Source organism: Massilia eburnea, from assembly GCF_050709955.1.
GTDB lineage: Bacteria > Pseudomonadota > Gammaproteobacteria > Burkholderiales > Burkholderiaceae_D > Rugamonas > Rugamonas eburnea_A.
The window spans coordinates 126348-145669 of the sequence record NZ_JBNZFX010000036.1; the positions used below are offsets into that span (position 1 = coordinate 126348).

At 60.5% G+C, this 19322-nt stretch carries 22 protein-coding genes; 2 read left to right on the forward strand and 20 right to left on the reverse strand.

Annotated elements, in window-relative coordinates; all coding sequences use genetic code 11:
• Positions 1-341: 341 nt before the first annotated feature.
• The 10 genes from ACQ4MM_RS22830 to pdxH form a co-directional block, all read right to left on the reverse strand.
• Complete coding sequence (locus ACQ4MM_RS22830; RefSeq protein ID WP_431479511.1) at positions 342-860, reverse strand: hypothetical protein; 519 nt, start codon at positions 858-860, stop codon at positions 342-344.
• 105 nt (positions 861-965) lie between these two features.
• On the reverse strand, positions 966-1307 hold the full coding sequence (locus ACQ4MM_RS22835; protein WP_431479512.1) for a hypothetical protein: 342 nt from the start codon (positions 1305-1307) through the stop codon (positions 966-968).
• Entirely contained in the window at positions 1304-1858 is a 555-nt protein-coding gene (locus ACQ4MM_RS22840; RefSeq protein WP_431479513.1) for a GNAT family N-acetyltransferase, read from the reverse strand. The genes ACQ4MM_RS22835 and ACQ4MM_RS22840 overlap by 4 nt, the downstream gene beginning before the upstream one ends.
• Positions 1839-2228, reverse strand: a complete 390-nt coding sequence (locus ACQ4MM_RS22845) for a cupin domain-containing protein (protein ID WP_431479514.1) — start codon at positions 2226-2228, stop codon at positions 1839-1841. The genes ACQ4MM_RS22840 and ACQ4MM_RS22845 overlap by 20 nt, the downstream gene beginning before the upstream one ends.
• Before the next feature lie 44 nt (positions 2229-2272).
• Positions 2273-4489, reverse strand: coding sequence for a catalase/peroxidase HPI (gene katG, locus ACQ4MM_RS22850; RefSeq protein WP_431479515.1), 2217 nt, complete (start codon positions 4487-4489; stop codon positions 2273-2275).
• 98 nt (positions 4490-4587) lie between these two features.
• Complete coding sequence (locus ACQ4MM_RS22855; protein WP_431479516.1) at positions 4588-5415, reverse strand: hypothetical protein; 828 nt, start codon at positions 5413-5415, stop codon at positions 4588-4590.
• An 8-nt stretch (positions 5416-5423) separates the two neighbouring features.
• Positions 5424-5870, reverse strand: coding sequence for a GFA family protein (locus ACQ4MM_RS22860; RefSeq protein WP_431479517.1), 447 nt, complete (start codon positions 5868-5870; stop codon positions 5424-5426).
• Positions 5848-6408 carry an endonuclease V gene (locus tag ACQ4MM_RS22865; RefSeq protein ID WP_431479518.1) on the reverse strand — a complete coding sequence of 187 codons (561 nt, stop codon included), beginning with the start codon at positions 6406-6408 and terminating at the stop codon, positions 5848-5850. The genes ACQ4MM_RS22860 and ACQ4MM_RS22865 overlap by 23 nt, the downstream gene beginning before the upstream one ends.
• Before the next feature lie 41 nt (positions 6409-6449).
• Positions 6450-7658 (reverse strand): class I SAM-dependent methyltransferase, encoded by a 1209-nt coding sequence (locus ACQ4MM_RS22870; RefSeq protein ID WP_431479519.1) that lies wholly within the window; start codon positions 7656-7658, stop codon positions 6450-6452.
• 30 nt (positions 7659-7688) lie between these two features.
• Positions 7689-8873: a pyridoxamine 5'-phosphate oxidase gene (pdxH, locus tag ACQ4MM_RS22875; RefSeq protein WP_431479520.1), complete on the reverse strand. Its 1185-nt coding sequence runs from the start codon at positions 8871-8873 to the stop codon at positions 7689-7691.
• 62 nt (positions 8874-8935) lie between these two features.
• Here pdxH and tcdA point away from each other — a divergent pair, with 62 nt between their 5' ends.
• Positions 8936-9796: a tRNA cyclic N6-threonylcarbamoyladenosine(37) synthase TcdA gene (gene tcdA / locus ACQ4MM_RS22880; protein WP_431479521.1), complete on the forward strand. Its 861-nt coding sequence runs from the start codon at positions 8936-8938 to the stop codon at positions 9794-9796.
• Here tcdA and thpR read toward each other — a convergent pair.
• On the reverse strand, positions 9779-10357 hold the full coding sequence (gene thpR / locus ACQ4MM_RS22885) for an RNA 2',3'-cyclic phosphodiesterase (RefSeq protein WP_431479522.1): 579 nt from the start codon (positions 10355-10357) through the stop codon (positions 9779-9781). The genes tcdA and thpR overlap by 18 nt on opposite strands.
• A 33-nt stretch (positions 10358-10390) precedes the next feature.
• Between thpR and ACQ4MM_RS22890 the strand changes: the two genes are divergently transcribed.
• Positions 10391-10912: an FKBP-type peptidyl-prolyl cis-trans isomerase gene (locus ACQ4MM_RS22890; RefSeq protein WP_431479523.1), complete on the forward strand. Its 522-nt coding sequence runs from the start codon at positions 10391-10393 to the stop codon at positions 10910-10912.
• Position 10913: 1 nt separating this feature from the next.
• Here the strand turns inward: ACQ4MM_RS22890 and ACQ4MM_RS22895 are convergent, their stop codons facing one another.
• The 9 genes from ACQ4MM_RS22895 to ACQ4MM_RS22935 all read right to left on the reverse strand — a co-directional run bounded on the left by ACQ4MM_RS22895 (position 10914) and on the right by ACQ4MM_RS22935 (position 19320).
• Complete coding sequence (locus ACQ4MM_RS22895) at positions 10914-12236, reverse strand: sigma-54-dependent transcriptional regulator (RefSeq protein WP_431479553.1); 1323 nt, start codon at positions 12234-12236, stop codon at positions 10914-10916.
• A complete protein-coding gene (locus ACQ4MM_RS22900; protein WP_431479524.1) occupies positions 12236-13525 on the reverse strand; it encodes a sensor histidine kinase in 1290 nt (429 codons plus the stop codon). Before ACQ4MM_RS22900 ends, ACQ4MM_RS22895 begins: the two co-directional genes overlap by 1 nt.
• Complete coding sequence (locus ACQ4MM_RS22905; protein ID WP_431479525.1) at positions 13426-14079, reverse strand: cache domain-containing protein; 654 nt, start codon at positions 14077-14079, stop codon at positions 13426-13428. Before ACQ4MM_RS22905 ends, ACQ4MM_RS22900 begins: the two co-directional genes overlap by 100 nt.
• Positions 14080-14104: 25 nt before the next feature.
• On the reverse strand, positions 14105-15214 hold the full coding sequence (locus ACQ4MM_RS22910) for a porin (RefSeq protein ID WP_431479526.1): 1110 nt from the start codon (positions 15212-15214) through the stop codon (positions 14105-14107).
• Positions 15215-15239: 25 nt separating this feature from the next.
• Positions 15240-16511 (reverse strand): dicarboxylate/amino acid:cation symporter, encoded by a 1272-nt coding sequence (locus ACQ4MM_RS22915; protein WP_431479527.1) that lies wholly within the window; start codon positions 16509-16511, stop codon positions 15240-15242.
• A 218-nt stretch (positions 16512-16729) separates the two neighbouring features.
• Positions 16730-17734 (reverse strand): cation diffusion facilitator family transporter, encoded by a 1005-nt coding sequence (locus ACQ4MM_RS22920; protein ID WP_431479528.1) that lies wholly within the window; start codon positions 17732-17734, stop codon positions 16730-16732.
• Positions 17731-18048, reverse strand: a complete 318-nt coding sequence (locus ACQ4MM_RS22925) for an ArsR/SmtB family transcription factor (RefSeq protein ID WP_057261009.1) — start codon at positions 18046-18048, stop codon at positions 17731-17733. Before ACQ4MM_RS22925 ends, ACQ4MM_RS22920 begins: the two co-directional genes overlap by 4 nt.
• A gap of 115 nt (positions 18049-18163) precedes the next feature.
• Complete coding sequence (locus ACQ4MM_RS22930; protein ID WP_431479529.1) at positions 18164-18559, reverse strand: hypothetical protein; 396 nt, start codon at positions 18557-18559, stop codon at positions 18164-18166.
• A 32-nt stretch (positions 18560-18591) separates the two neighbouring features.
• A complete protein-coding gene (locus ACQ4MM_RS22935; protein WP_090435485.1) occupies positions 18592-19320 on the reverse strand; it encodes a hypothetical protein in 729 nt (242 codons plus the stop codon).
• Between the last annotated feature and the right edge of the window lie 2 nt (positions 19321-19322).

The window sequence follows — 19322 nt, forward strand, 5'->3', positions numbered from 1 at the left end:
CGCTGCGCCCGCCGGTGTCCTGGCGTCGTATGCTGACGCTTGCTCGGATATTCCATTAGCCCGATATATTAGGGTGGGCCTCGATGCGCGGTTCGCAGCGCAAACGAGCAGCTGAGCTGCCTCGTCGATGGATTCTTTCCAGCAAAAGGAGAATGGCTTGATACCAGCCGCCCCATACACTGGCTGCTGTCTTGACCACGGTTGCGGATCACCGATATACGAGATCTTTAAGACTTTGCCACTTCCGTATAGGCCGTAGTACGCAATGTCTTCAATACCGAGTGCGGAGGCTATCGATGGGAGAAGCAGGAATAGAGCGAGGGTGGGCAACTTGCGCACCATTATGCTAACAACTCTTCCACTGCAAGTACGAATGAATCGAGATTTGGGGGAGGGCTCATCCCCGTGTTGAACCTACCTTGCGTAGTCCATCCGGCAAGGGCAGTTGTCGATTCCTGCGTCATTGGATTCAACGATTGCTCAAGACAAAATACAAGGGCAGCTTCTCGCTGCGACTGCAAAATCGCCAGAAAGTACGCTTCGTTTCTTGCTCGTGGCTCAGGCATCGTGAGAATGAGGGCCGATTGACCGCCCTTAAGTTCACGAGAATCGACAGCCAGGCCGTCGCTACTGACTCTTTCTTCCTCGGGAATATCTAAGCCCAAACCGCCCCATAAGGCCCTGAAATAGGCATCGCCATCAGGAGGTGAAAACCGTTCCAGGAATTTATCGATGTTTTCCACTGCCATTGCAGCGATTAGATGTTTTGCTTTGAAATGATGTGCGCGGGGAGCTGCGGTGTGATGATCTCTAGGACCGACCGGCGCAGCTGTTGGTGTTTTTTTGCGGTTCCAAAACATTGATTCAAACTCGAATTAACTTTTCTGCAAATAGTAACACGCTGCTTATGTCATACGGACCTTGGCATTGCAGCTGGTTGCGGGCCTTATATCGACATGGAAGCGTTAGGCATCACTGGCGCCTGCCGTGGATACCAAGGGTACGTCGCGGTAGAGCCTTAGGAACTTGAACATTTTGGGCCATTCAGCTCGCGGCTTGAAAACGATGGCGACTTCCCGGTTGCCAAGCGCCGACTCCGTGAGGACAACATGGTCTGGAACAAGCTTGGCGTTCTCGAACTCCTTCGGGTTGGCTTTGCATACGGCTTTGAAGAACGGACCAGAAAGCCATTCTTTCACTTCTGGGGAGTGTTGAAACTTCAGATAGCCTGCGAGTGATGCGTGGGCAACTGCCACCATGGCGAAGCCAAGTGGAATGTCGTCTCGAACAAGGATGTACATCTTCATGCTGATTTTCCAGGTAAAGTCATTTGAAGCCACATATGAACCTTGGCTTTGTAGCCATCGTCGGTGCGTATCGCCATTGGTTCAACCCCAAAGCTGCGGAAACCGGCGGCCTCGTAGACGGCAATCGCTGATTGGTTATTCTCGGTAACCGTCAACGTGATGACTTCGATACCTGGCCTGCGTCGCGCGTAGGCGAGGGCGGCGCCAAGCAATTTGCGGCCGATTCCTTTGCCGCGCCATTCGGCAAGCGTGTACATGCCGATCAAATGTGCCTTGTGGCTGGTCTTGGAGCGTACCGAAAATTCCAGGCCTACGGTGCCCACCAAGTGTCCGTTGGTAATGGCGCCGAACACAATGCCGTTCTGCTGCGGATCGTCGATACGCTGTTCCCACCACGAGAACGGTAAGGCAGCGCGTTCGGCAGGCGTTGAGGTGAACGCATTCGGCTCGTGTTCAAAGCCATGCAGCATCAGGTCTCGATATTGCGCAGCATGGCCTATCGACAGAGGCAGGATATGGACGTCCAGTGCTTCAGGTGCCGGGGAGTTCAAGGCTGTGGTCCGATGGTTGCGGGGTGACGCCAAGGATCTTGAGGCGGTCGGAGTTTTCGAAGCGGTGCCAGTGGTTCTGCGGTACCACCAGCAGTTCACCGGCATTCAAGTGGATGCGCTGCTGTGCTCCCTCCACCAGCACGATGACAGTAGTGCTGCCTTCAAGCGCCATCACGATCTCGTCACCGACGGGATGACGCTCCCATTCGCTGCTGCCGGAATAATAGCCAACCGAGATGCCGCCTTCGCGGAACGGCGCGACCTCGGCGAAGGCCTGGTCGGCGACGCCGTCGAATGCCATTTCCGGCGTGCGGTTTGGCAGATGGGTGAGCTGGCTGAGGATGCTGGCGAGGTTCTTCTTTTCGAGCACAGGCTCTCCTGAATGGAGGAAGGGGCCCCGCAGGGCCCCGGTTCTTAGTCGAAGCGGTCAAGTGTCATGACCTTGTTCCAGGCGGCCACGAAGTCCTTGACGAATTTATCACGACTATCGTTGGCAGCATAGACTTCGGCTACGGCGCGCAGTTCGGAATTCGAACCGAACACCAGGTCCACCGGAGTCGCTTTCCACTTGAGGTCTCCGCTGGCCCTGTCGCGACCTTCGTACAAGCTTTCCGTGCCCGGCGCCTTGTTCCACTTGGTGTCCATGGTCAGCAGGTTGACGAAGAAGTCATTGCTAAGCGTGCCCGGCTTGCTGGTCAATACCCCGTTGGCCGAATGCCCGTAGTTGGCATCGAGGGCGCGCAGGCCGCCGACCAGCACGGTCATTTCAGGCACGGTCAGGTTGAGCAGGTTGGCCTTTTCGACCAACGCTTCGGCAGGCGACAGTTTGCTGTCGTTGTCGTAATAGTTTCGGAAGCCATCGGCTTTCGACTCCAGAACGGCAAAGGATTTCACGTCGGTCTGTGCCTGGCTCACATCGGCGCGGCCCGGCTTGAAGGGCACTTGCACGGCATAGCCACCGGCATTCGCGGCCTTCTCGATGGCGGCGTTTCCGCCAAGGACAATCAGGTCGGCCAGCGAGACTTTCTTGCCGCCTTTCTGGGTCTTGTTGAAATCGGCCTGGATGGATTCGAGCTTTGCCAGCACCTTGGCCAGTTGCTCGGGTTCGTTTACGGCCCAATCCTTCTGCGGCGCGAGACGGATGCGGGCGCCATTGATGCCGCCGCGCTTGTCGCTGCTGCGGAAGCTGGCAGCTGCGGCCCATGCGGTCTTGACCAGCTCCTGCGTGCTCAGGCCGGAGCCCAGGATTTTCTGCTTCAGTTGCGCCGCATCCTGGCTGCTGATGGCGGCATAGCCTGGCGCGGGAATCGGGTCTTGCCACAGGAAGGTTTGCTTCGGTACATCAAAGCCGATGTAGCGGGCGCTTGGCCCCATGTCGCGGTGGGTCAGCTTGAACCATGCACGGGCGAAGGCATCGGCAAACAGCTTCGGATCTTGCTGGAAGCGTTTGGCAATCTTTTTGAACTCGGGATCCTCCTTCAACGACAGGTCGGTGGTGAACATGATCGGAGCGTGGCGTTTGCCGGCGATGTGCGCGTCCGGCACCAGATTCGCTGCGTCCGGCGTGCTGGGCACCCACTGCGTCGCACCGGCTGGGCTCTTGCTTTGCACCCAGTCAAAGGCGAACAGGTTGTCCAGGTATTGCGTGGTGAAGGCGATCGGGTTCGATGTCCAGGAGCCTTCCAGGCCGCTGGTCACCGAGTCTTCGGCATTACCCTTGCCGCATTTGTTCTGCCAACCCAGCCCTTGCTGCTCCATCGCGGCACCGGCGGGATCTGCACCGACGCATTCGTCTGGCTTGTGTGCGCCGTGCGCCTTGCCGAACGTGTGGCCGCCCGCGATCAGGGCAACGATTTCTTCATCGTCCATGGCCATGCGGCCGAAGGCCTGGCGAATATCGGCTGCTGCCGCGATTGGATCAGGCTTGCCTTCCGGGCCCTCAGGATTTACATAGATTAGGCCCATTTGCGTGGCGGCCAGCGCGCCTTTCAGTTCGCGCTTGGCGCTGAAGCGGTCGGCGCCAAGCCACTTGTTCTCTGCGCCCCAGAACACCTTGTCGGCTTCCCAGGCATCGGTGCGCCCGCCGGCAAAGCCGATGGTCTTGAAGCCCATGTTTTCCATCGCCACGTTACCGGCCAGGACCATCAAATCGGCCCATGAAATCTTGCGTCCGTATTTCTGTTTGACAGGCCACAACAAGCGGCGGGCTTTATCCAGGCTGACGTTGTCCGGCCAGCTATTCAGCGGTTCAAAGCGCTGCTGCCCGCTGGCTGCACCGCCGCGCCCATCGCCAACGCGGTAGGTGCCTGCGCTGTGCCAGGCCATGCGGATGAAGAAGGGGCCGTAGTTGCCATAGTCTGCTGGCCACCAGGGTTGTGAACTGGTGAGGATGGCGTTGATGTCTTTCTTGACTGCCTTCAGGTCGAGGCTTCGGAATTCTTTGGCGTAGTTGAAGTTGGCGCCGTAGGGATTGGATTCTGAGGAATGCTGGCGTAGGGGTTGGAGGTCCAGTTTTTCGGGCCACCAATTCTGCCCGCCGGCTACCTTGTCGGCAGCGTAGGCGAGCTGCGGTTCGAAGAGGGGAAGAAGGCCTGCCAGCATGGCCAGCAGGGCGAGTTTGCGATTGCTCATCACGGTCTCCTTGTCGTTGTTGTCGGGGAAACCTTAGGCTAAAGCAAGGGTTGCGATTGATCTAATTGATTATTGTTATGAAATCGATAGTGTAAACACTATGGTAAATCCGGATTTTCTTCTTTGTACTTCACGGCGACTGCGGCCCAATGGTCACTTTGCTCGTGATCACCGAGTTTCCCATAAGCATATGCAGTGTTGTTCGCAAACTGTGAGCGACGCACCGAGGGCTTGTCATGATCAATTGCGCGTTTGTAGAACACGATAGCCGTTTGAAAATCGCCTTTGGCAAGATGCGCGAACGCAAGTTCGGCGATAAGATCGCTGCTCGCGCCATTCGAGGCGATGGCGGGCGCCAGGAGAGCAATAGTCTCATCAAACCTTCGCAACGCATTCAGCGCAAACGCATTTTCAAAGATCAGGGACGGCGATGCGGCGCCGGCAGCAACTACTTTCGCTATATGCGCGAGAGCGAGTTCGTTGGCTCCAATGTGATTGGCGTGATAGGCCCAGCGCGTATGGTGTTCTGGAAGTGGACGATCATCCTTATAGAACTTCATCCATTCTGGCGTTAGGGGCAGCCCGAGCTCCGCAACCTGGGATTCACTCAAGCACATTGCAGGGAAGTTATGCTCAATCCGCACAATGACGCGGGCCTTCCCATGTAATTCGGACTTGATTGCCCGGATGTGCCCCTCGGTGCTTTCCAGCTTGCCGTAAAGTTCGAAGGTGAATCCGGCACTGGGATCGACGTAGACATAGCCCAGCTGGGTTTTTCCATCGCGATCCTTGAATCCGGACCACTTGTTCTCGCAGTTGGCAATGCCTTGGTTGTAGGAGAGCGTTGCCGCTTCTTGTGCTTGAGCGTACACCGGGAACGCGAAAAGAAAGACAAAAGTGGCTTTGTTTATCTTCATTGTGGACATGCGCTGGTTTATTCGCTGGCGGCTTTGGTACCCGCTTTGGAAGGCACTGCTGAACTGCTTCCGGCAAAGCGCGGAAGGTCGTCCCGGATATCGAACCAATGCAACTGCGATGACGTCCAGACGTGGTCCTGGATTGTGGCGCGGGCCGGTTCATCTAGGCTGCCGACACAGACTTGCACACGATCGGCAAGGACTTGTTCTCGCATGCCAAGGGTGCTTCCGCATATTGGGCAAAAGCCGCGTTCAGCGAAAGTCGAAGAGCGATACCAGGCCGGTTCCGCGCGCAGCCAAGAGAACGATTCTTTTGCGAAGTGAACGAATGCCAGCGCAGGTGCGCCGGAGTGCTTGCGGCACGTCTCGCAATGGCAGATGACACCGCGCAGCGGTTGCGAAGCTGCGCGATAGCGAATGGCGCCGCACAGGCAGCCACCTTCAAAGTATTTGGCATTGGACATTTGAACTCGCTTCATCGCTATTGTGTTCGTTGGCAGGTATGGAGTCACTGCGGCAGCGCTGGTCAACTATTTTCAGCAGGGAAGGAATGCGGTGCTTTCCGTGCATAGCTGCGATACTGCACTTGGCATCATCGAGATCGTAGCCTGCCGTGGCGACATAAAGCGGTCGCTTGCTGTCTCCTCGCAATACTTCGTATTGATCACTGATGCCTGCGAAGGAGGTCTTTGCCACGCCGACGATGGGATATCGTCCCTGCACCGCATCGAAAAGATGCTTCCCCAAGCAGGGCCGGGCATCGCCATCAAGGTAGACGAAACCGTCGATGATCACGCAGTCGATGTCCTCATCCACGAGACTCAGGAGCTTGAGGATGCACGGAAGTTCTCGCTTATAGAATTCGCCGGGCACGTACTCGCCAATGCCATCGACGCGTGCAGAAACAGTGCGCACGGCGCGGTCCGAGTGCCAATCCTGGAAAAGGACGCCCGCAGCGAATCCGCAGTCGTCCCGATATTGAACATCTACTGCAAGCAGCATAGGGACTTTAAGTTAAGTTTCCCCGCAATATAGCATTTCAGCTAACTTCCCTGATACATATAGCGGCGTGACCATGGCAAAGAAGAAGGATGCCGCCCCGCCTTGCCGCAGACGATCTGGTAAAGGCTGATCCAGTCCTGGTCGAAAGCATAGGCGCAGCCGGCCAGGTAAACATGCCAGATGCGGAAGCGCTTGTCACCTGCCAGTTCGCGCACCTTCTCTTCATGGTCCTCAAAATTCTCGGTCCAGATCATGCAGGTCCGAGCATAGTGGCGGCGCAGGTTCTCGACGTCGTATGCTTCGAGCTGCCCCTCCTGCATCGCACGCAGCACTTGCCCGATGTGAGCAAGCTCTCCGTGCGGGAAAACATATTTCTCAATGAACTCACCGCCGCCGTACGGGGTTTCGCCGTTATCCGGGTCGGTCGACGTGATCCCGTGGTTCATCACCAGGCCGTCGTCGGCCAGCAGCTTGTTGATAATTCCGAAGTACTCCACAAGGTGTTTGATGCCCACGTGCTCGAACATGCCGACACTGGTGATGCGGTCGAAGCTGCCGCGTACGTCGCGGTAATCCTGCAAGCGAATCTCAATGAGGCCGGACAGACCGGCGGCGCGCACCCGCTCCTGCGCCAGCGCGTGCTGGTTTTCGCTGAGGGTGATGCCAACGCAGCGAACGCCGTACTTCTGCGCGGCGCGGATCACCAGCGCGCCCCAGCCGCAGCCGATATCAAGCAGCGTCTGCCCCTGCTGGAGTTTGATCTTGGCCAGGATATGATCGATCTTCTTGATTTGCGCGGTAGCCAGGTCCTCGTCGCCATTTTCGAAGTAGGCGCAGGAATACACCATGTTCGGGTCGAGGAACTGTTGGTAGAACTCGTTGGATACGTCGTAGTGGTAGCGGATCGCTTCCGCATCGTGCTTGCGGTTGTGGCGGAAGGTACGCGTAATTCGCTCCAGGCTGCCGGTATCTTTCAGCGAACTGCGCGCCAGCGCATTGACCACCTTGATCATGTCGACCGCGCGCCCGGTCACTTCGATGGCGCCCTCGACATAGGCGGTGCCCAGGCTGGAGAGCGAGGGCTTGAGCAGGTAGCGCGCCGCGGATGGGCTGGGGACGCGGATCGTCACGCGCGGCGCTTCTTGCGAGAAGTCGAAGCTGCGGCCATTCCACAGCTCTATCCTCAGGGGCAGGGCGACTTGCGGGGCAATGCTGCTGATCCAGCTATTGATGCGGTTCTGTACAAACATGCGCCTGCCCCTTCCCTCTGGGAGGACGGATCAGGGCTGGATGCGCTCCTTATTCCAGCTACCGTCCTGCAAGTCATAGACTATCCTGTCGTGGAAACGCGAGGCGCGCCCTTGCCAGAACTCGACGCGGTCCGGCACCAGGCGGTAACCGCCCCAGTGGTCGGGCCGTTGCGGCTTGTCGCCGCTGGCCGCCTCGACGGCGGCATAACTCGCTTCCATTGCTTCGCGGCTGCCGGTCGGGCGGCTCTGTTGTGAAGCAATTGCCGCCAACTGGCTTTTCACCGGGCGGCTATAGAAATATTTGTCGCTCTCTTCCGCGGACGTTTTCTCGACGCGGCCTTCGATCCGTACCTGGCGCTCGAGCTCGGGCCAGAAGAACAGGATTGCCGCGTGCGGATTTTCCGCGAGCTGCTGGCCTTTCTGGCTCTCATAATTGGTGTACCAGGTGAAGCCGCGCTCGTCGTACTGTTTGATCAGCACGATGCGCGAACTCGGGCGGCCATTGCTGCCAACCGTGGCCACGCTCATCGCGTTGGGCTCGTTCACCTGCGCCTTCATGGCTTCATTGAACCACTTGGCAAACTGCGCAATCGGGTCGGCCAGGGTGTCGGTTTCCGACAGGCTGGCGCGGCCATAATCCATGCGCAGGTCGGCCAGGGCGATTCCGCCGGCGAGGGCCGCCGGCAAGATGCCGCGGCGCTGCTGCATGGCTTCACCCAGGATGGTCATCTGGGCGGGACTGAGTATCCGTTTGGCCATGGGCGCGATGTGCGCCTCTTCGGTTTCCATATGCGAGGTATAGGCCTGCACGAAGCGCTCTACGTCGGCTGTACTCAATGCCGCGCTGGAACCGTTGGCAATCTTATCAAGTTGCGAATTGAGTATATCCCAGTCGAGATCCATCTGCTTGTGCTGGCCGAGGATTTGCGGGCCCAGCTTGGCCAGCAGGGCTGCGTCCTCACCTTGCGCCGCTGCGGTCAGCAGCGGGAACAGGTCGTTTTCTTCGTCGGCGTGGTGCAGGTGGGCAGCCTTGTTGAAGTATTTCTGCACGGCCTGGGCGGCTTGCTGGGCTGCGGCATCGGCGCCGTGCTGCGGCAGATGGCTCAGCAGGTTTTGCAAGGTTTGCAGTTGCTTGCGGATCTTGTCGTGGCAATGTTTCAGGACGGCGATCGGCTGGTCATAGCCTGGTGCGGTATCGATCAAGGAATTGCTCATGTGCGGGTCTGGTGTACTTGGCAAGAGAAAACATTGTAGCCCGGGTCCGGTAAAATGACGGGATGAATTCCCCGCAAATAGTTGATCCAGTTCTGGAAGATATCGATTTTGACCGCCGTTTTGGCGGCATTGCCCGCTTGTACGGTGAAAAAGCCCTTGCACGTTTCCGTGGGGCACATGTCTGCGTGATTGGCGTGGGCGGTGTTGGCTCATGGATTGTGGAGGCTCTGGCGCGTTCGGCGATCGGCAAGCTGACCTTGATTGACCTCGACAACGTAGCCGAGTCGAACATTAACCGCCAGATCCAGGCGCTGTCCGGCACCATCGGCATGGCCAAGATTTCCGCGCTGGCGCAGCGCATTGCCCAGATCAATCCGTTCTGCGAAGTGGTGCAGGTGGAGGATTTCATCACGCCGGATAACCTGGATGAGATGGTGGGGGCGCATCACTTCGATTACGTGGTGGATGCCATCGATTCGGCCCAGTCGAAGACGGCGTTGATTCATTATTGCCGCAGCAAGCAGATTCCGCTGATCGTCATCGGCAGCGCTGGTGGGCAGACTGATCCGACTCGCATCGAAGTGCGGGATTTGTCCAAAACGGAGCAGGAGCCTTTGCTGAAGAAGGTGCGCCGCCGTTTGCGCAGCCAGTACAACTATCCGCCGAATTCGAAGAACAAGTTGGGGGTGGATGCGGTGTTTTCGATGGAACCGCTCAAGTTCCCGGAGACGGGCGAGGCGTGCACGGTCGATGGTGATGAGAAGGCGGCGGCGAAGCCGGGGCTGACTGGCATTAACTGCGCGGGCTTTGGCTCGGCAATGGTGGTGACCGCTACGTTTGGCATGGTGGCGGCGGGGCACTTACTGCGGAAGTTGGCTGAGCAGGCTGAAACCGGTAATTCTGGGTCAGACCCAAGGGTCTGACCCGATCCGCGGCGGCCGCAGGTCGGGTCTGACCCTTGGGTCAGACCCTGGTTTACCGGTTTTGGTAAGCGGCACATAACGCCCATCCGGCAACGACTCAACCAGCGCTAGCCCCTCCACCTCCCACACAACTGGCGCCAGGCTAAACTCGGCCGGCGCCTCCTTCGCCTCACGCGCCAGCGTGATGTGCGGCTTGAACTCCCCATGCGTCGCCGCGCTGAAGCCAGCCGCCTCCAGCCGCGCCATCAATTCCCCTTGCGCCGCCAGCAAGCCCGCAGGCACCGCACTCATCCCCGCCCAGGCAATACGCGGCCGCTTGAAATAGCCGTAGCAATCCAACGTCAACTGCAACGGCGGCATATGCGTTGCATGCAGGATGTCGAGCAAAACAGGCAAGGCTTCGGCCGGTTGCTGTCCAAGGAACGCCATGGTGAGATGCAGCTTCTCCTGCGGTATCAAACGCCCGCGTACCGGCGATTGCAGCCGCACCAGGGCCTGGCGGACCGCTTCGTCCGGCCAGAGCGCAAAAAACAGTTTGTGCACAGCTTGTTTTGTTATCATGACAGCCGCTTTAAAACCACTTAACGAATATACATGAAACGCACTTCGATCCTGTTCGCATTCCTGTGCGCCGCTGGCCTGGCGCAGGCACAGCAGCCTACCCAAGAACCTGCCCAGGCGCAGCCAGCCGCGCCGGTGGCGCAAGCTGAAGCCGCAGCGTCGGCCCAACAAGGCCCGATCGTGCCGGGCTCGGCCCAGCCAGGCCCCGCCGCCGAGCAACTGATCATCACCGACCACAAGATCGGCAAGGGCGCCGAAGCCAATGTCGGTAACACCGTCTTCATGCACTACACCGGCTGGCTGTACCGCCCGCTGGCCAAGAACCAGCGCGGCCGTCAGTTCGACAGTTCGATTCCACGCGGCGAACCGCTGGACTTCAAGCTGGGTACCGGCAAAGTGATCAAGGGCTGGGACCAGGGCATCGTCGGGATGAAGGTCGGTGGCAAGCGCACCCTGATCATCCCGTCGGAATTGGCGTATGGCTCGCGCTCCATGCCGAACATTCCCGCCAACTCGGCCCTGATCTTTGACGTCGAACTGATGGACGTCAAGTAATTCAGCGGTAGTCGTCGGCCGCCAGGCTGTATTTTTGCATCTTGTGGTACATGGTCTGTTTCGGCAGGCTCAGCGCGGTACAGGCAGCGGCGACGTTGCCACCGGCCGCGCGCAGCGCCTGTTCGATCAGCATGCGCTCGAAGGCGCCGACCTGGTCCGCCAGCGATGCTGGCGCCACACTCTCCGTCGAGGCGGAGAGGCCCAGCACGAAGCGATCGGCTGCGTTGCGTAACTCGCGCACATTGCCGGGCCAGTCCTGTGCCATCAACTGCTGCATCTGCGCCGCCGGCACTACCGGACAAGGGCGTTTGTAGCGCGCTGCCGCATCCATCATGAAATGCTCGAACAACAGCGGAATATCTTCGCGCCGTTCGCGCAGCGGCGGGATGTGCAGCACGATCAGGTTGAGCCGGTAATACAGGTCGCTGCGGAACTTGCCCTGGTCCGAGAATTCCTTCAAGTCCTCCTTGGAAGCGGCAATCACGCGTATGTCCAGCGGCACCGGCGCGTTGGAGCCCAGGCGCTGGACGGAGCGTTCCTGCAGCACCCGCAGCAGTTTGACTTGCATTGCCAGCGGCAGGCTTTCTATCTCGTCCAGGAACAAGCTGCCGTGGTCGGCGTGTTCGATCTTGCCGACCTGGCGCTTGGACGCGCCGGTGAAGGCGCCTTGCTCGTGGCCGAACAGCTCACTTTCGAAAATGGTCTCGGGGATAGCACCGCAATTGACCGGCACATAGTGGTGCTTGCTGCGCTCGCTGAACTGGTGCAGGCAGCGCGCCACCAATTCCTTGCCGGTGCCGGTTTCGCCGTAGATCAGCACATCGGCCGGCTGCCCGGCCACATCCAGGATCACCCGGCGCAAGGCTTGTATCGCGGGTGCGTTGCCAAGGAGGCAGGCCTCGATGCCTTCGCTATGTTCCAGCTTCTGGCGCAGCGCACGCACTTCCAGTTGCAAGCGGCGCTTGTCGGCGGCGCGGCGTACTACGTCTGCCAGTTGTTCGGATGAATAGGGTTTCTCGAGGAAGTCGTAAGCGCCATCGTGCATGGCTTGCACCGCCATCGAAATATCGCCGTGACCGGTGACCAGGATGACCGGCAGTTCGGCATCGATGGCGCGCGCCGCTTCCAGCAATTCCAGGCCGCTCATGCCGGGCAGGCGCACGTCGCTTACCAGCACCACCGCGCTGTTCGCCTGCAGCAGCTTGGTCACCGGCTCGGCACTTTCGTAGCTGCTTACGGTGAAGTCGGCCAGCTCCAGTGCCTGCGCACTACCGGCGCGCACGGTCGGATCGTCTTCGACCAACAGCACTTGTATATTGTCCATCATGTCTCCTGCGCCGCTTTTAATTCGATCACGAAGCAGGCGCCGGCACTGGCCTGTTCCGCTCTTAAGCTTCCGCCGAAATCGCGGATGATTTGTTCTGAAATAGCCAGCCCCAGGCCCAGGCCTTCGCCTTGCGGCTTGGAGGTGTAGAAGGGCTCGAACAGCCGCTGGCGCGCTTCGTCGCTGAGGCCTGGGCCACTGTCCGCTACGCGGATCTGTACGCGGCCTGGCTTGCTGCTCACTTCCAGCACCAGCTCGCGCACCGCGCAGCCGGCCATCGAGTCGAGTGCATTGGTCATCAGGTTGAGCAGCACCTGCTCCAGGCGGTTGCTGTCGCACAGCGCGTAGATATCGGCCTGGTCGATGCGCAACTGGAAGGTCACCTTGTCCAGCTGGATACGGCGTTCGACCAGCACCAGGGCATTGGAAATCGAGGTGTGGATCGACACCGGTCCCAGTTCCGCATTCGACTTGCGGGCGAAGCCTTTCAACTTGCCTGTGATGGTGCCCATGCGCGCCACCACCTGCGAAATGGTCTTCAGGTTGTTGCGCACGTCGTCCATGCGGCCGCGCTCGAACAGCAGCACGGCGTTGTCGGACATGGTGCGCAGCGCCGTCAGGGGCTGGTTCAGTTCGTGCGTGATGCTGGCCGACATTTGCCCCAGCACCGCCATCTTCCCAGCCTGGAACAACTCATTCTGCGTGATCTGCAGTTGCTGCTCGGCCTGGCGCCGCACGTCGACTTCCTTGCTCAAATCCTGTGTCATGCGCGCCAGGCTGGCGGTCCGCTCGGCCACCATGCGTTCCAATTCTTCCTTGGCACGCAGGCGCTGGCGCCAGTACAGGAACAGCAGCACCAGGAAGCCATATGCCAGCAGTGCAAACAGGAAGGCCACGCTGGCGTTGCCGCGCGCTGCGTTCAGGTCGGACAGGTAGATGAAAGTCCAGTCGCGCGGCGACAGCGAGCGCGTTTGCGCCAGCATCAGCGGCGTGCTCGCCGCACCGGGGGCATTGCTGTCGCGGACGACCAGCAGGCGGTTGCCGTTGGCGAGCGGTTCATCGTACTTCAGCGTCAATGCCGGCAGCTCTTGCGCGAAATACTGGCGGGTTTGCTCCAGTTCGGCGCGCACGCTCGCCGACAGCGGTTTCAGGGCCTTGAATTTCCAGTCCGGGTCCGAACTGAGGAAGATCACGCCGTTCGGATCCACCAGCGCCACCTTGTCGCTGCCCTGGGTCCAGCTGCGCTGTTGGTTCTCGATGCTGACCTTGATCGCCGCCACGCCCAGCATGCGGCCATCCTTGTAGATGCCGTGCGCGTAGAAGTAGCCCGGCTCCAGGCTGGTGGGGTTCCGACGCCGTAAAAGCCGCCCGGGCGGCCACGCAGCGCGTTGCGGATATAGGGGCGGAAGTTGACGTCGTCGCCGATGAAGCTGTCCCTTTGGCGCCAGTTGCTGGCCGCCTGGGTGCGGCCCTGCAGGTTGACGATGTAGATATTACTGGACTCGGCCTTCTGGTTCAGGCCTTCCAGGTATTCGTTCACGCTGTTGCGCGCATCCTCGTCGCCGGGATGCTCCAGCAGCCGGACCACGTCCTTGTCCAGCTCCAGCATGCGCGGCACCAGGTCGTACTTGTCCAGCAGGTTTTCCAGGCTGGTGGCGTACACCTCCAGCCTTTGCGCGCCTGCTTCGCGCAGGCGCTCGGTGGTCGCGCTGTCGGCCCACCAGTACGCCAGGTAGGGCAGGGCCAGGCCAGCCAGCAGCACCAGCCCCCACAAGGTACGGACGTGTTGCGTCGGGCGCGATAGCGCCTGGGGCGTTGCGGTAGTGTCGGGCTGGACTGGCATCACAGCCAACTATAGCAAACCTCCGTCACAGCTGATGACGCAAGCCCAGGTTGAAGGCGCGAAGGCCCTTGCCGTCGTCGGTGGCGTTGCCGACCGTGAATGGGGCGCCATTGTGTCCATCGATGCGGCCATAGGCGGCATACAGGTCGGTGCGCTTCGACATGCCGTACAGGTATGCGATGCCGTACTGGCGCGCATCCTGGTTGGCCGGGCTGCGGTCCTGGTGCTGCACCACCGAGCCGGCAAAGCTGTGCGGCCCGAAAGTGGCGCACAGGCCCAGCACCAGGTCGCGGCTGGAGGCGCCTGGAACGCCGATCGTGCCGCTGGTGATGATGCTGGTCGCGCTGGAAACAGGACCTGCAGTGCCGGTACCCGCAGTACCGCTCGCGCCGTTCGACAGCGTGCTGCTGCCGCCACCGCCGACCGTGCCCATGCCGCGATTGAAGGCATAGCCGGCGTGCAGCTGGTAGTCGCCCAGCTTGTAGCGCGCCGCCAGCAGGGTGTTATGCGCATGCAGGCCGGCCGTAGCGCTTTCGCGGCGGAAGTGCGACAGCGACAGCGCCAGTGGCCCTTCGTCGTAGTTCAGCGCGCCGCTCAGCGCGCGCTTGCGGGTGCTGTCGCCTGCCACCTCGCCCGCACCGTATGCCAGCTCGGTGGAAAAGCCCGCAATCTTCGGCGAGGCGTAGCGCAGCGAATTGTCCATGCGGCGGTTCGGCACCATCAGGTTGGCAGCCTGGCCGGCCAGGCCGTCGGCGAAAGGATCGGCGATATCGCGCAAGGCCTTGTAGTAAGGCGAGTACTGGCGGCCGGCGCTGATGGTACCGAGCGGGCTGCCGAGAGAAACGAAGGACTGGCGGCCGAAAGTCAGGCCGCCCTGGCCGGAGGCGCCGGTGTCGATGCCGAAGCCGCTCTCGACGACGAAGCCGGCCGACAGGCCATTGCCCAGGTCTTCCGTGCCCTTGAAGCCGATACGCGAGCCGGACGCGACGCCGCTGCTGACATTGCTGGTATGGCCGGCGGCGCCGCCGCGTTCGAGCACGATGCCGGCATCGGCCACGCCATAGATTTTGACGGAAGATTGCGCGTGCGCACTGCAGCAAGCCAAGGCCAGCAGGGTGATGGCGGTGTATTTCATTGGGGTTCTCCTGAGGTTGTTGTTCTTATGCGGCGCGGATGTAGCTGTGTTCGTCCGCTGGATCTTCTTCGCCGAGCGCGCCTTCCCACTTCGCTACGACGGCGGTAGCGATGGCGTTGCCGACAGCGTTGGTGGCCGAACGGCCCATGTCGAGGAACTGGTCCACGCCCATCAGCAACAGCAGGCCGGCTTCAGGGATATGGAATTGGGTCAGGGTGGCGGCGATCACCACCAGCGAAGCGCGCGGCACGCCAGCCATGCCCTTGGAGGTCAACATCAACAGCAGCAGCATGGTGATCTGGGTGCCAAGCGACAGGTCGATGCCGTAGGCCTGGGCGATGAACAGCACGGCGAAGGTGCAATACATCATCGAGCCATCCAGGTTGAAGGAATAGCCCATCGGCAGCACGAAACTGGAGATGCGGCGCTGCACGCCGAACTTGTCCAGCGCAACCAGCAGTTTCGGGTACGCCGCTTCCGAGCTGGCAGTGGAGAAGGCCAGCAGGAATGGTTCGCGGATCAAGCCCACCAAGCGCAATACGCGCGGGCCCAGCACAGCAAAACCGGCGCCGATCAGCAGGATCCACAGGCTGAACAGGCCGAGGTAGAAGCCGCCCATGAATTTGGCGAAGGTCGCCAGGATGCCTAGGCCATTGGTGGTGACCACCGACGCCATGGCGGCAAACACCGCCAGCGGAGCCATGCCCATGATGGTGCCGGTAATGCGCAGCATCACTTGCGCCAGCTCGTCGACCACGTCCAGCAAGCGCTTGCCGGATTCGCCGAGTGCGCCTAGTGCGGAGCCGAAGAAGATCGAGAACACCAGCACCTGCAGGATCTCGTTATTGGCCATGGCCTCGATCGGCGACTTCGGCACCACATGGGTGACGAAGTCCTTCAGGGTGAAGGCCGAAGTTTTCAGGCCGGTGCTGGCATCGATGGCGGGCAGCGGCAGGCCAAGGTTGGTGCCGAGCTGCATCAGGTTCGACAGCACCATGCCGAGTGCCAGCGAGACCAGCGAGGCGACGATGAACCAGGCGAAAGCCTTGGCGCCGATCCGGCCGGCAGCCTTGCCGTCGCTCAGGTTGGCGATACCGACGGTCAGGGTGGAGAACACCAGCAGCGCAATGATCATCTTGATCAGGCGCAGGAAGATGTCGGTCACCAGCGAGATGTGGGCCGAAATGTCGGCGGTGAGTTTCTTGTCAGGGAATACCGTGTGACAGGCGTAGCCGACGGCGATGCCAAGCAGCATCGCGAACAAGATGTAGAGGGTGAGGGGGCGCTTCTTTTGCATTCCGGTCTCCGTTGTCTAGGTCCCCGCGCGTCTGGCGGGGTCCTGGCTCAACAGCAAGCTGTGTGCCCGCCGTGAATTGGCGGGGCGGAGTCCGGTAAGTGCTTGATTTATAAGCCTGTCGGCACATCAATGATGCCAACAGGTAATTTTTTCGTCCCGATGCTTGGACCGGTTGGAGAGGCTTTGTCTGACTTCTTGGCCAGGCGTGGCGCTACGGCTTAATGGGCATGGCCATGGTGGTGCTCATGGTCGTGGTCATGGTCATGGTCGTGCTTGTCGTCGAGCGCATGGGCCGGGCCTTGCAGGCAGCATTCATGCTGCGTGGTGCCTTGCTCGGTCTGAAGGGTAGTGTGATGGATGCCGAACTGCTCCTTCAACTGGCGCGCGATGTCGTCGATCGCCGTATCGCCCGGATAACCGCCCGGCATCACTAGGTGGCAAGTCAGCGCGACGTCGGTGGTGCTCATCGACCAGATGTGCAGGTCGTGCACGCCGCTCACGCCAGGGCTGGCCAGCAGGAGCTTCTCCACCTCGCCGGCATCCACATTGCCCGGCACCGCGCCCAGCGTCATATCCAGCGCCTCGCGCAGCAGCGACCAGGTGCTCTTCATGATCAGCACCACGATGACCAGCGAAACGGCAGGGTCGATCCATGCCCAGCCGGTGTACATGACCACCAGGCCGGCGATCAGCACACCCAGCGAGATGGCAGCATCGGCCGCCAGGTGCAGGTAGGCGCCGCGGATGTTCAGGTCGTCCTTGCTGCCCTTCATGAACAGCCAGGCCGAAATGCCGTTGACGGCAATGCCGATGCCGGCCACCACGGACACGGTCAGCCCCGCCACGGGCGTCGGTTCCATCAAGCGCTGGAAGGCACCCCACGCGATGGCGCCGGTAGCCACCATCAGCAGCATGCCGTTGAACAGCGCCGCCAGGATCGAGCTGCTGCGCAAGCCGTAGGTATACCGGCCGGACGGTTCGCGCTTGGCCAGGATAGCCGCGCCCCAGGCCAGGATCAGGCTCAGGACGTCCGACAGGTTATGGCCCGCATCGGCCATCAGCGCGGTGGAATTGGCCAGGAAACCGTAGAAGAACTCAATCGCGACAAAGGCCGCGTTGAGCGTAATGGCAATGGCGAAGGCGCGGCCGTGGCCGACTTCGCCGTGATGATGGTGGTGATGGCCGTGGTCGTGGCCATGTCCGTGGTGGTGATGGGCGCTCATTGTTCGTTACCGTTGGAGGGTTCGGCGATGTGTTCCAGCATATCGCGCAAGACACCGCTGATATGGGCATCGGCGGTGGAATAGAAGACTTGCTTGCCCTGGCGCTCGGACTTGACGATACGCGCAGCGCGCAGCAAGCGCAGGTGGTGGCTGACCAGTGACGAGCTCAGTTGCAGCGAACCCGCGATATCGCTGACCGCGATCGGCTGCTCCAGGCAAGCCAGCACGATACGCAGCCGGGTCGAATCCCCCAGCAAATGGAACAAATCCGCCAGCTCCGCGACGGAAGCATCATTGTCAGAGTAGATAGCCATAGCAAACAAGTGAATAGGTATTCATATGTTAGCATGAAAAATGTCCACTTTGGGGTCAGGAACAGAAGTGGACATTTTTGTCCACTTTCGTTCCTGACCCCAAAGTGGACATTTTTTAGGGTTTCGCGAGTTCGGCTTCGACGGCGGCGCGGGATTTGGCGTCGAGGGTTTGCAGGGCGCGCTCGAGCTTGGCGGGCGGGATGCCGGCGGGCTTGCTGAAGATGGCCTGGCCGATCAGGACCAGGGCGGCGGTCAGCACCGCTACGCCGGCGGCGGCGGCCAGCAGGCGCAATTCGCGCCGTGAGAACGGTTCATGCGAGGTGGGGATGGGGCGGGCGCCCGGCGGCGGGACGTAGGCGGGGCCGGTTGCGGGCGCGGCGGCCGGGGCCCGCGCGCCGTCCAGCCGCGCCAGGTGGCGTTCGACCGCTTCTTCCAGCACCGCTTCGTTCAAGGCGACCAGGGCAAAAATCGGGTCGTCGACATCTACTTTGATGCCGGTCTTTTCAAACACATGCAGGCGCAGTTTCTGCGGGTCGAGGGCCATTACCAGTTCACCAGGTCGAGTTGTTCGAACAGGTCGCGGAACACGACCTTGATGCGCTGCTTCTCCATCACATTGAACTTGTCGCTGGCCTTCACCTCGTCCACCGTCAGGCGGCCGGTGTTCATCTTCTTCACGTCGGCGCCGAAGGTGTCGGCATTGCGCGCGCTCAGGACGATGCGGCCGCGCACGCGCTGCGAGTTGTCGGAGTAGGTCTGCGATTCGAGGAACGATTTGCCGGATGCCGATTGCAGCAGCCCGAAATGCTCGTTCTCCCACAGCACCAGCGGCACCTGGGTCGACTTGGCCGTGGTCACGAAACCCATCGCCGTATCGTGCAGCGTATCGCCGCCGCCGACGATGGTGTGGATGTACACCTTGCGGCCAGATTCTTCCAGCAGGTTGAAGCAGTCGTTCTCAATCAGGTAGGCCATCAGCGGCGAGAAGGTGTTGGCGCCGTTGTCGATCACGCAGTTGCCGTCCGTTTCCAGGATATCGATCATCAAAGCGTCGAAGCGCTTGGGGTCGATGGTGCGCGATTCGGTCATTACCGGCACATGCTTCACGTCCAGCGCCTTGTAGCGCGAGAAGGTGGTGTTTTCCTGGTCGGTGTCGTAGCAGCGCAGCGGGGTCTCGCTCTTGGTCTGCAGCCATTGCGCGAGAATGGTCGATACGTACGTCTTGCCGATACCGCCCTTGCCCTGCAGGACGAAGTGAACCGTGTTTTGCATTG

Bases quoted from the DNA above. Each gene is read 5' to 3' on its own strand.
- ACQ4MM_RS22830 (WP_431479511.1), bottom strand. From the start codon at position 860: ATGTTTTGGAACCGCAAAAAAACACCAACAGCTGCGCCGGTCGGTCCT.
- ACQ4MM_RS22835 (WP_431479512.1), bottom strand. From the start codon at position 1,307: ATGAAGATGTACATCCTTGTTCGAGACGACATTCCACTTGGCTTCGCC.
- katG (WP_431479515.1), bottom strand. From the start codon at position 4,489: ATGAGCAATCGCAAACTCGCCCTGCTGGCCATGCTGGCAGGCCTTCTT.
- ACQ4MM_RS22855 (WP_431479516.1), bottom strand. From the start codon at position 5,415: ATGTCCACAATGAAGATAAACAAAGCCACTTTTGTCTTTCTTTTCGCG.
- ACQ4MM_RS22860 (WP_431479517.1), bottom strand. From the start codon at position 5,870: ATGTCCAATGCCAAATACTTTGAAGGTGGCTGCCTGTGCGGCGCCATT.
- ACQ4MM_RS22865 (WP_431479518.1), bottom strand. From the start codon at position 6,408: ATGCTGCTTGCAGTAGATGTTCAATATCGGGACGACTGCGGATTCGCT.
- ACQ4MM_RS22870 (WP_431479519.1), bottom strand. From the start codon at position 7,658: ATGTTTGTACAGAACCGCATCAATAGCTGGATCAGCAGCATTGCCCCG.
- pdxH (WP_431479520.1), bottom strand. From the start codon at position 8,873: ATGAGCAATTCCTTGATCGATACCGCACCAGGCTATGACCAGCCGATC.
- tcdA (WP_431479521.1), top strand. From the start codon at position 8,936: ATGAATTCCCCGCAAATAGTTGATCCAGTTCTGGAAGATATCGATTTT.
- thpR (WP_431479522.1), bottom strand. From the start codon at position 10,357: ATGATAACAAAACAAGCTGTGCACAAACTGTTTTTTGCGCTCTGGCCG.
- ACQ4MM_RS22890 (WP_431479523.1), top strand. From the start codon at position 10,391: ATGAAACGCACTTCGATCCTGTTCGCATTCCTGTGCGCCGCTGGCCTG.
- ACQ4MM_RS22895 (WP_431479553.1), bottom strand. From the start codon at position 12,236: ATGGACAATATACAAGTGCTGTTGGTCGAAGACGATCCGACCGTGCGC.
- ACQ4MM_RS22900 (WP_431479524.1), bottom strand. From the start codon at position 13,525: ATGCTGGGCGTGGCGGCGATCAAGGTCAGCATCGAGAACCAACAGCGC.
- ACQ4MM_RS22905 (WP_431479525.1), bottom strand. From the start codon at position 14,079: ATGCCAGTCCAGCCCGACACTACCGCAACGCCCCAGGCGCTATCGCGC.
- ACQ4MM_RS22910 (WP_431479526.1), bottom strand. From the start codon at position 15,214: ATGAAATACACCGCCATCACCCTGCTGGCCTTGGCTTGCTGCAGTGCG.
- ACQ4MM_RS22915 (WP_431479527.1), bottom strand. From the start codon at position 16,511: ATGCAAAAGAAGCGCCCCCTCACCCTCTACATCTTGTTCGCGATGCTG.
- ACQ4MM_RS22920 (WP_431479528.1), bottom strand. From the start codon at position 17,734: ATGAGCGCCCATCACCACCACGGACATGGCCACGACCACGGCCATCAC.
- ACQ4MM_RS22925 (WP_057261009.1), bottom strand. From the start codon at position 18,048: ATGGCTATCTACTCTGACAATGATGCTTCCGTCGCGGAGCTGGCGGAT.
- ACQ4MM_RS22935 (WP_090435485.1), bottom strand. From the start codon at position 19,320: ATGCAAAACACGGTTCACTTCGTCCTGCAGGGCAAGGGCGGTATCGGC.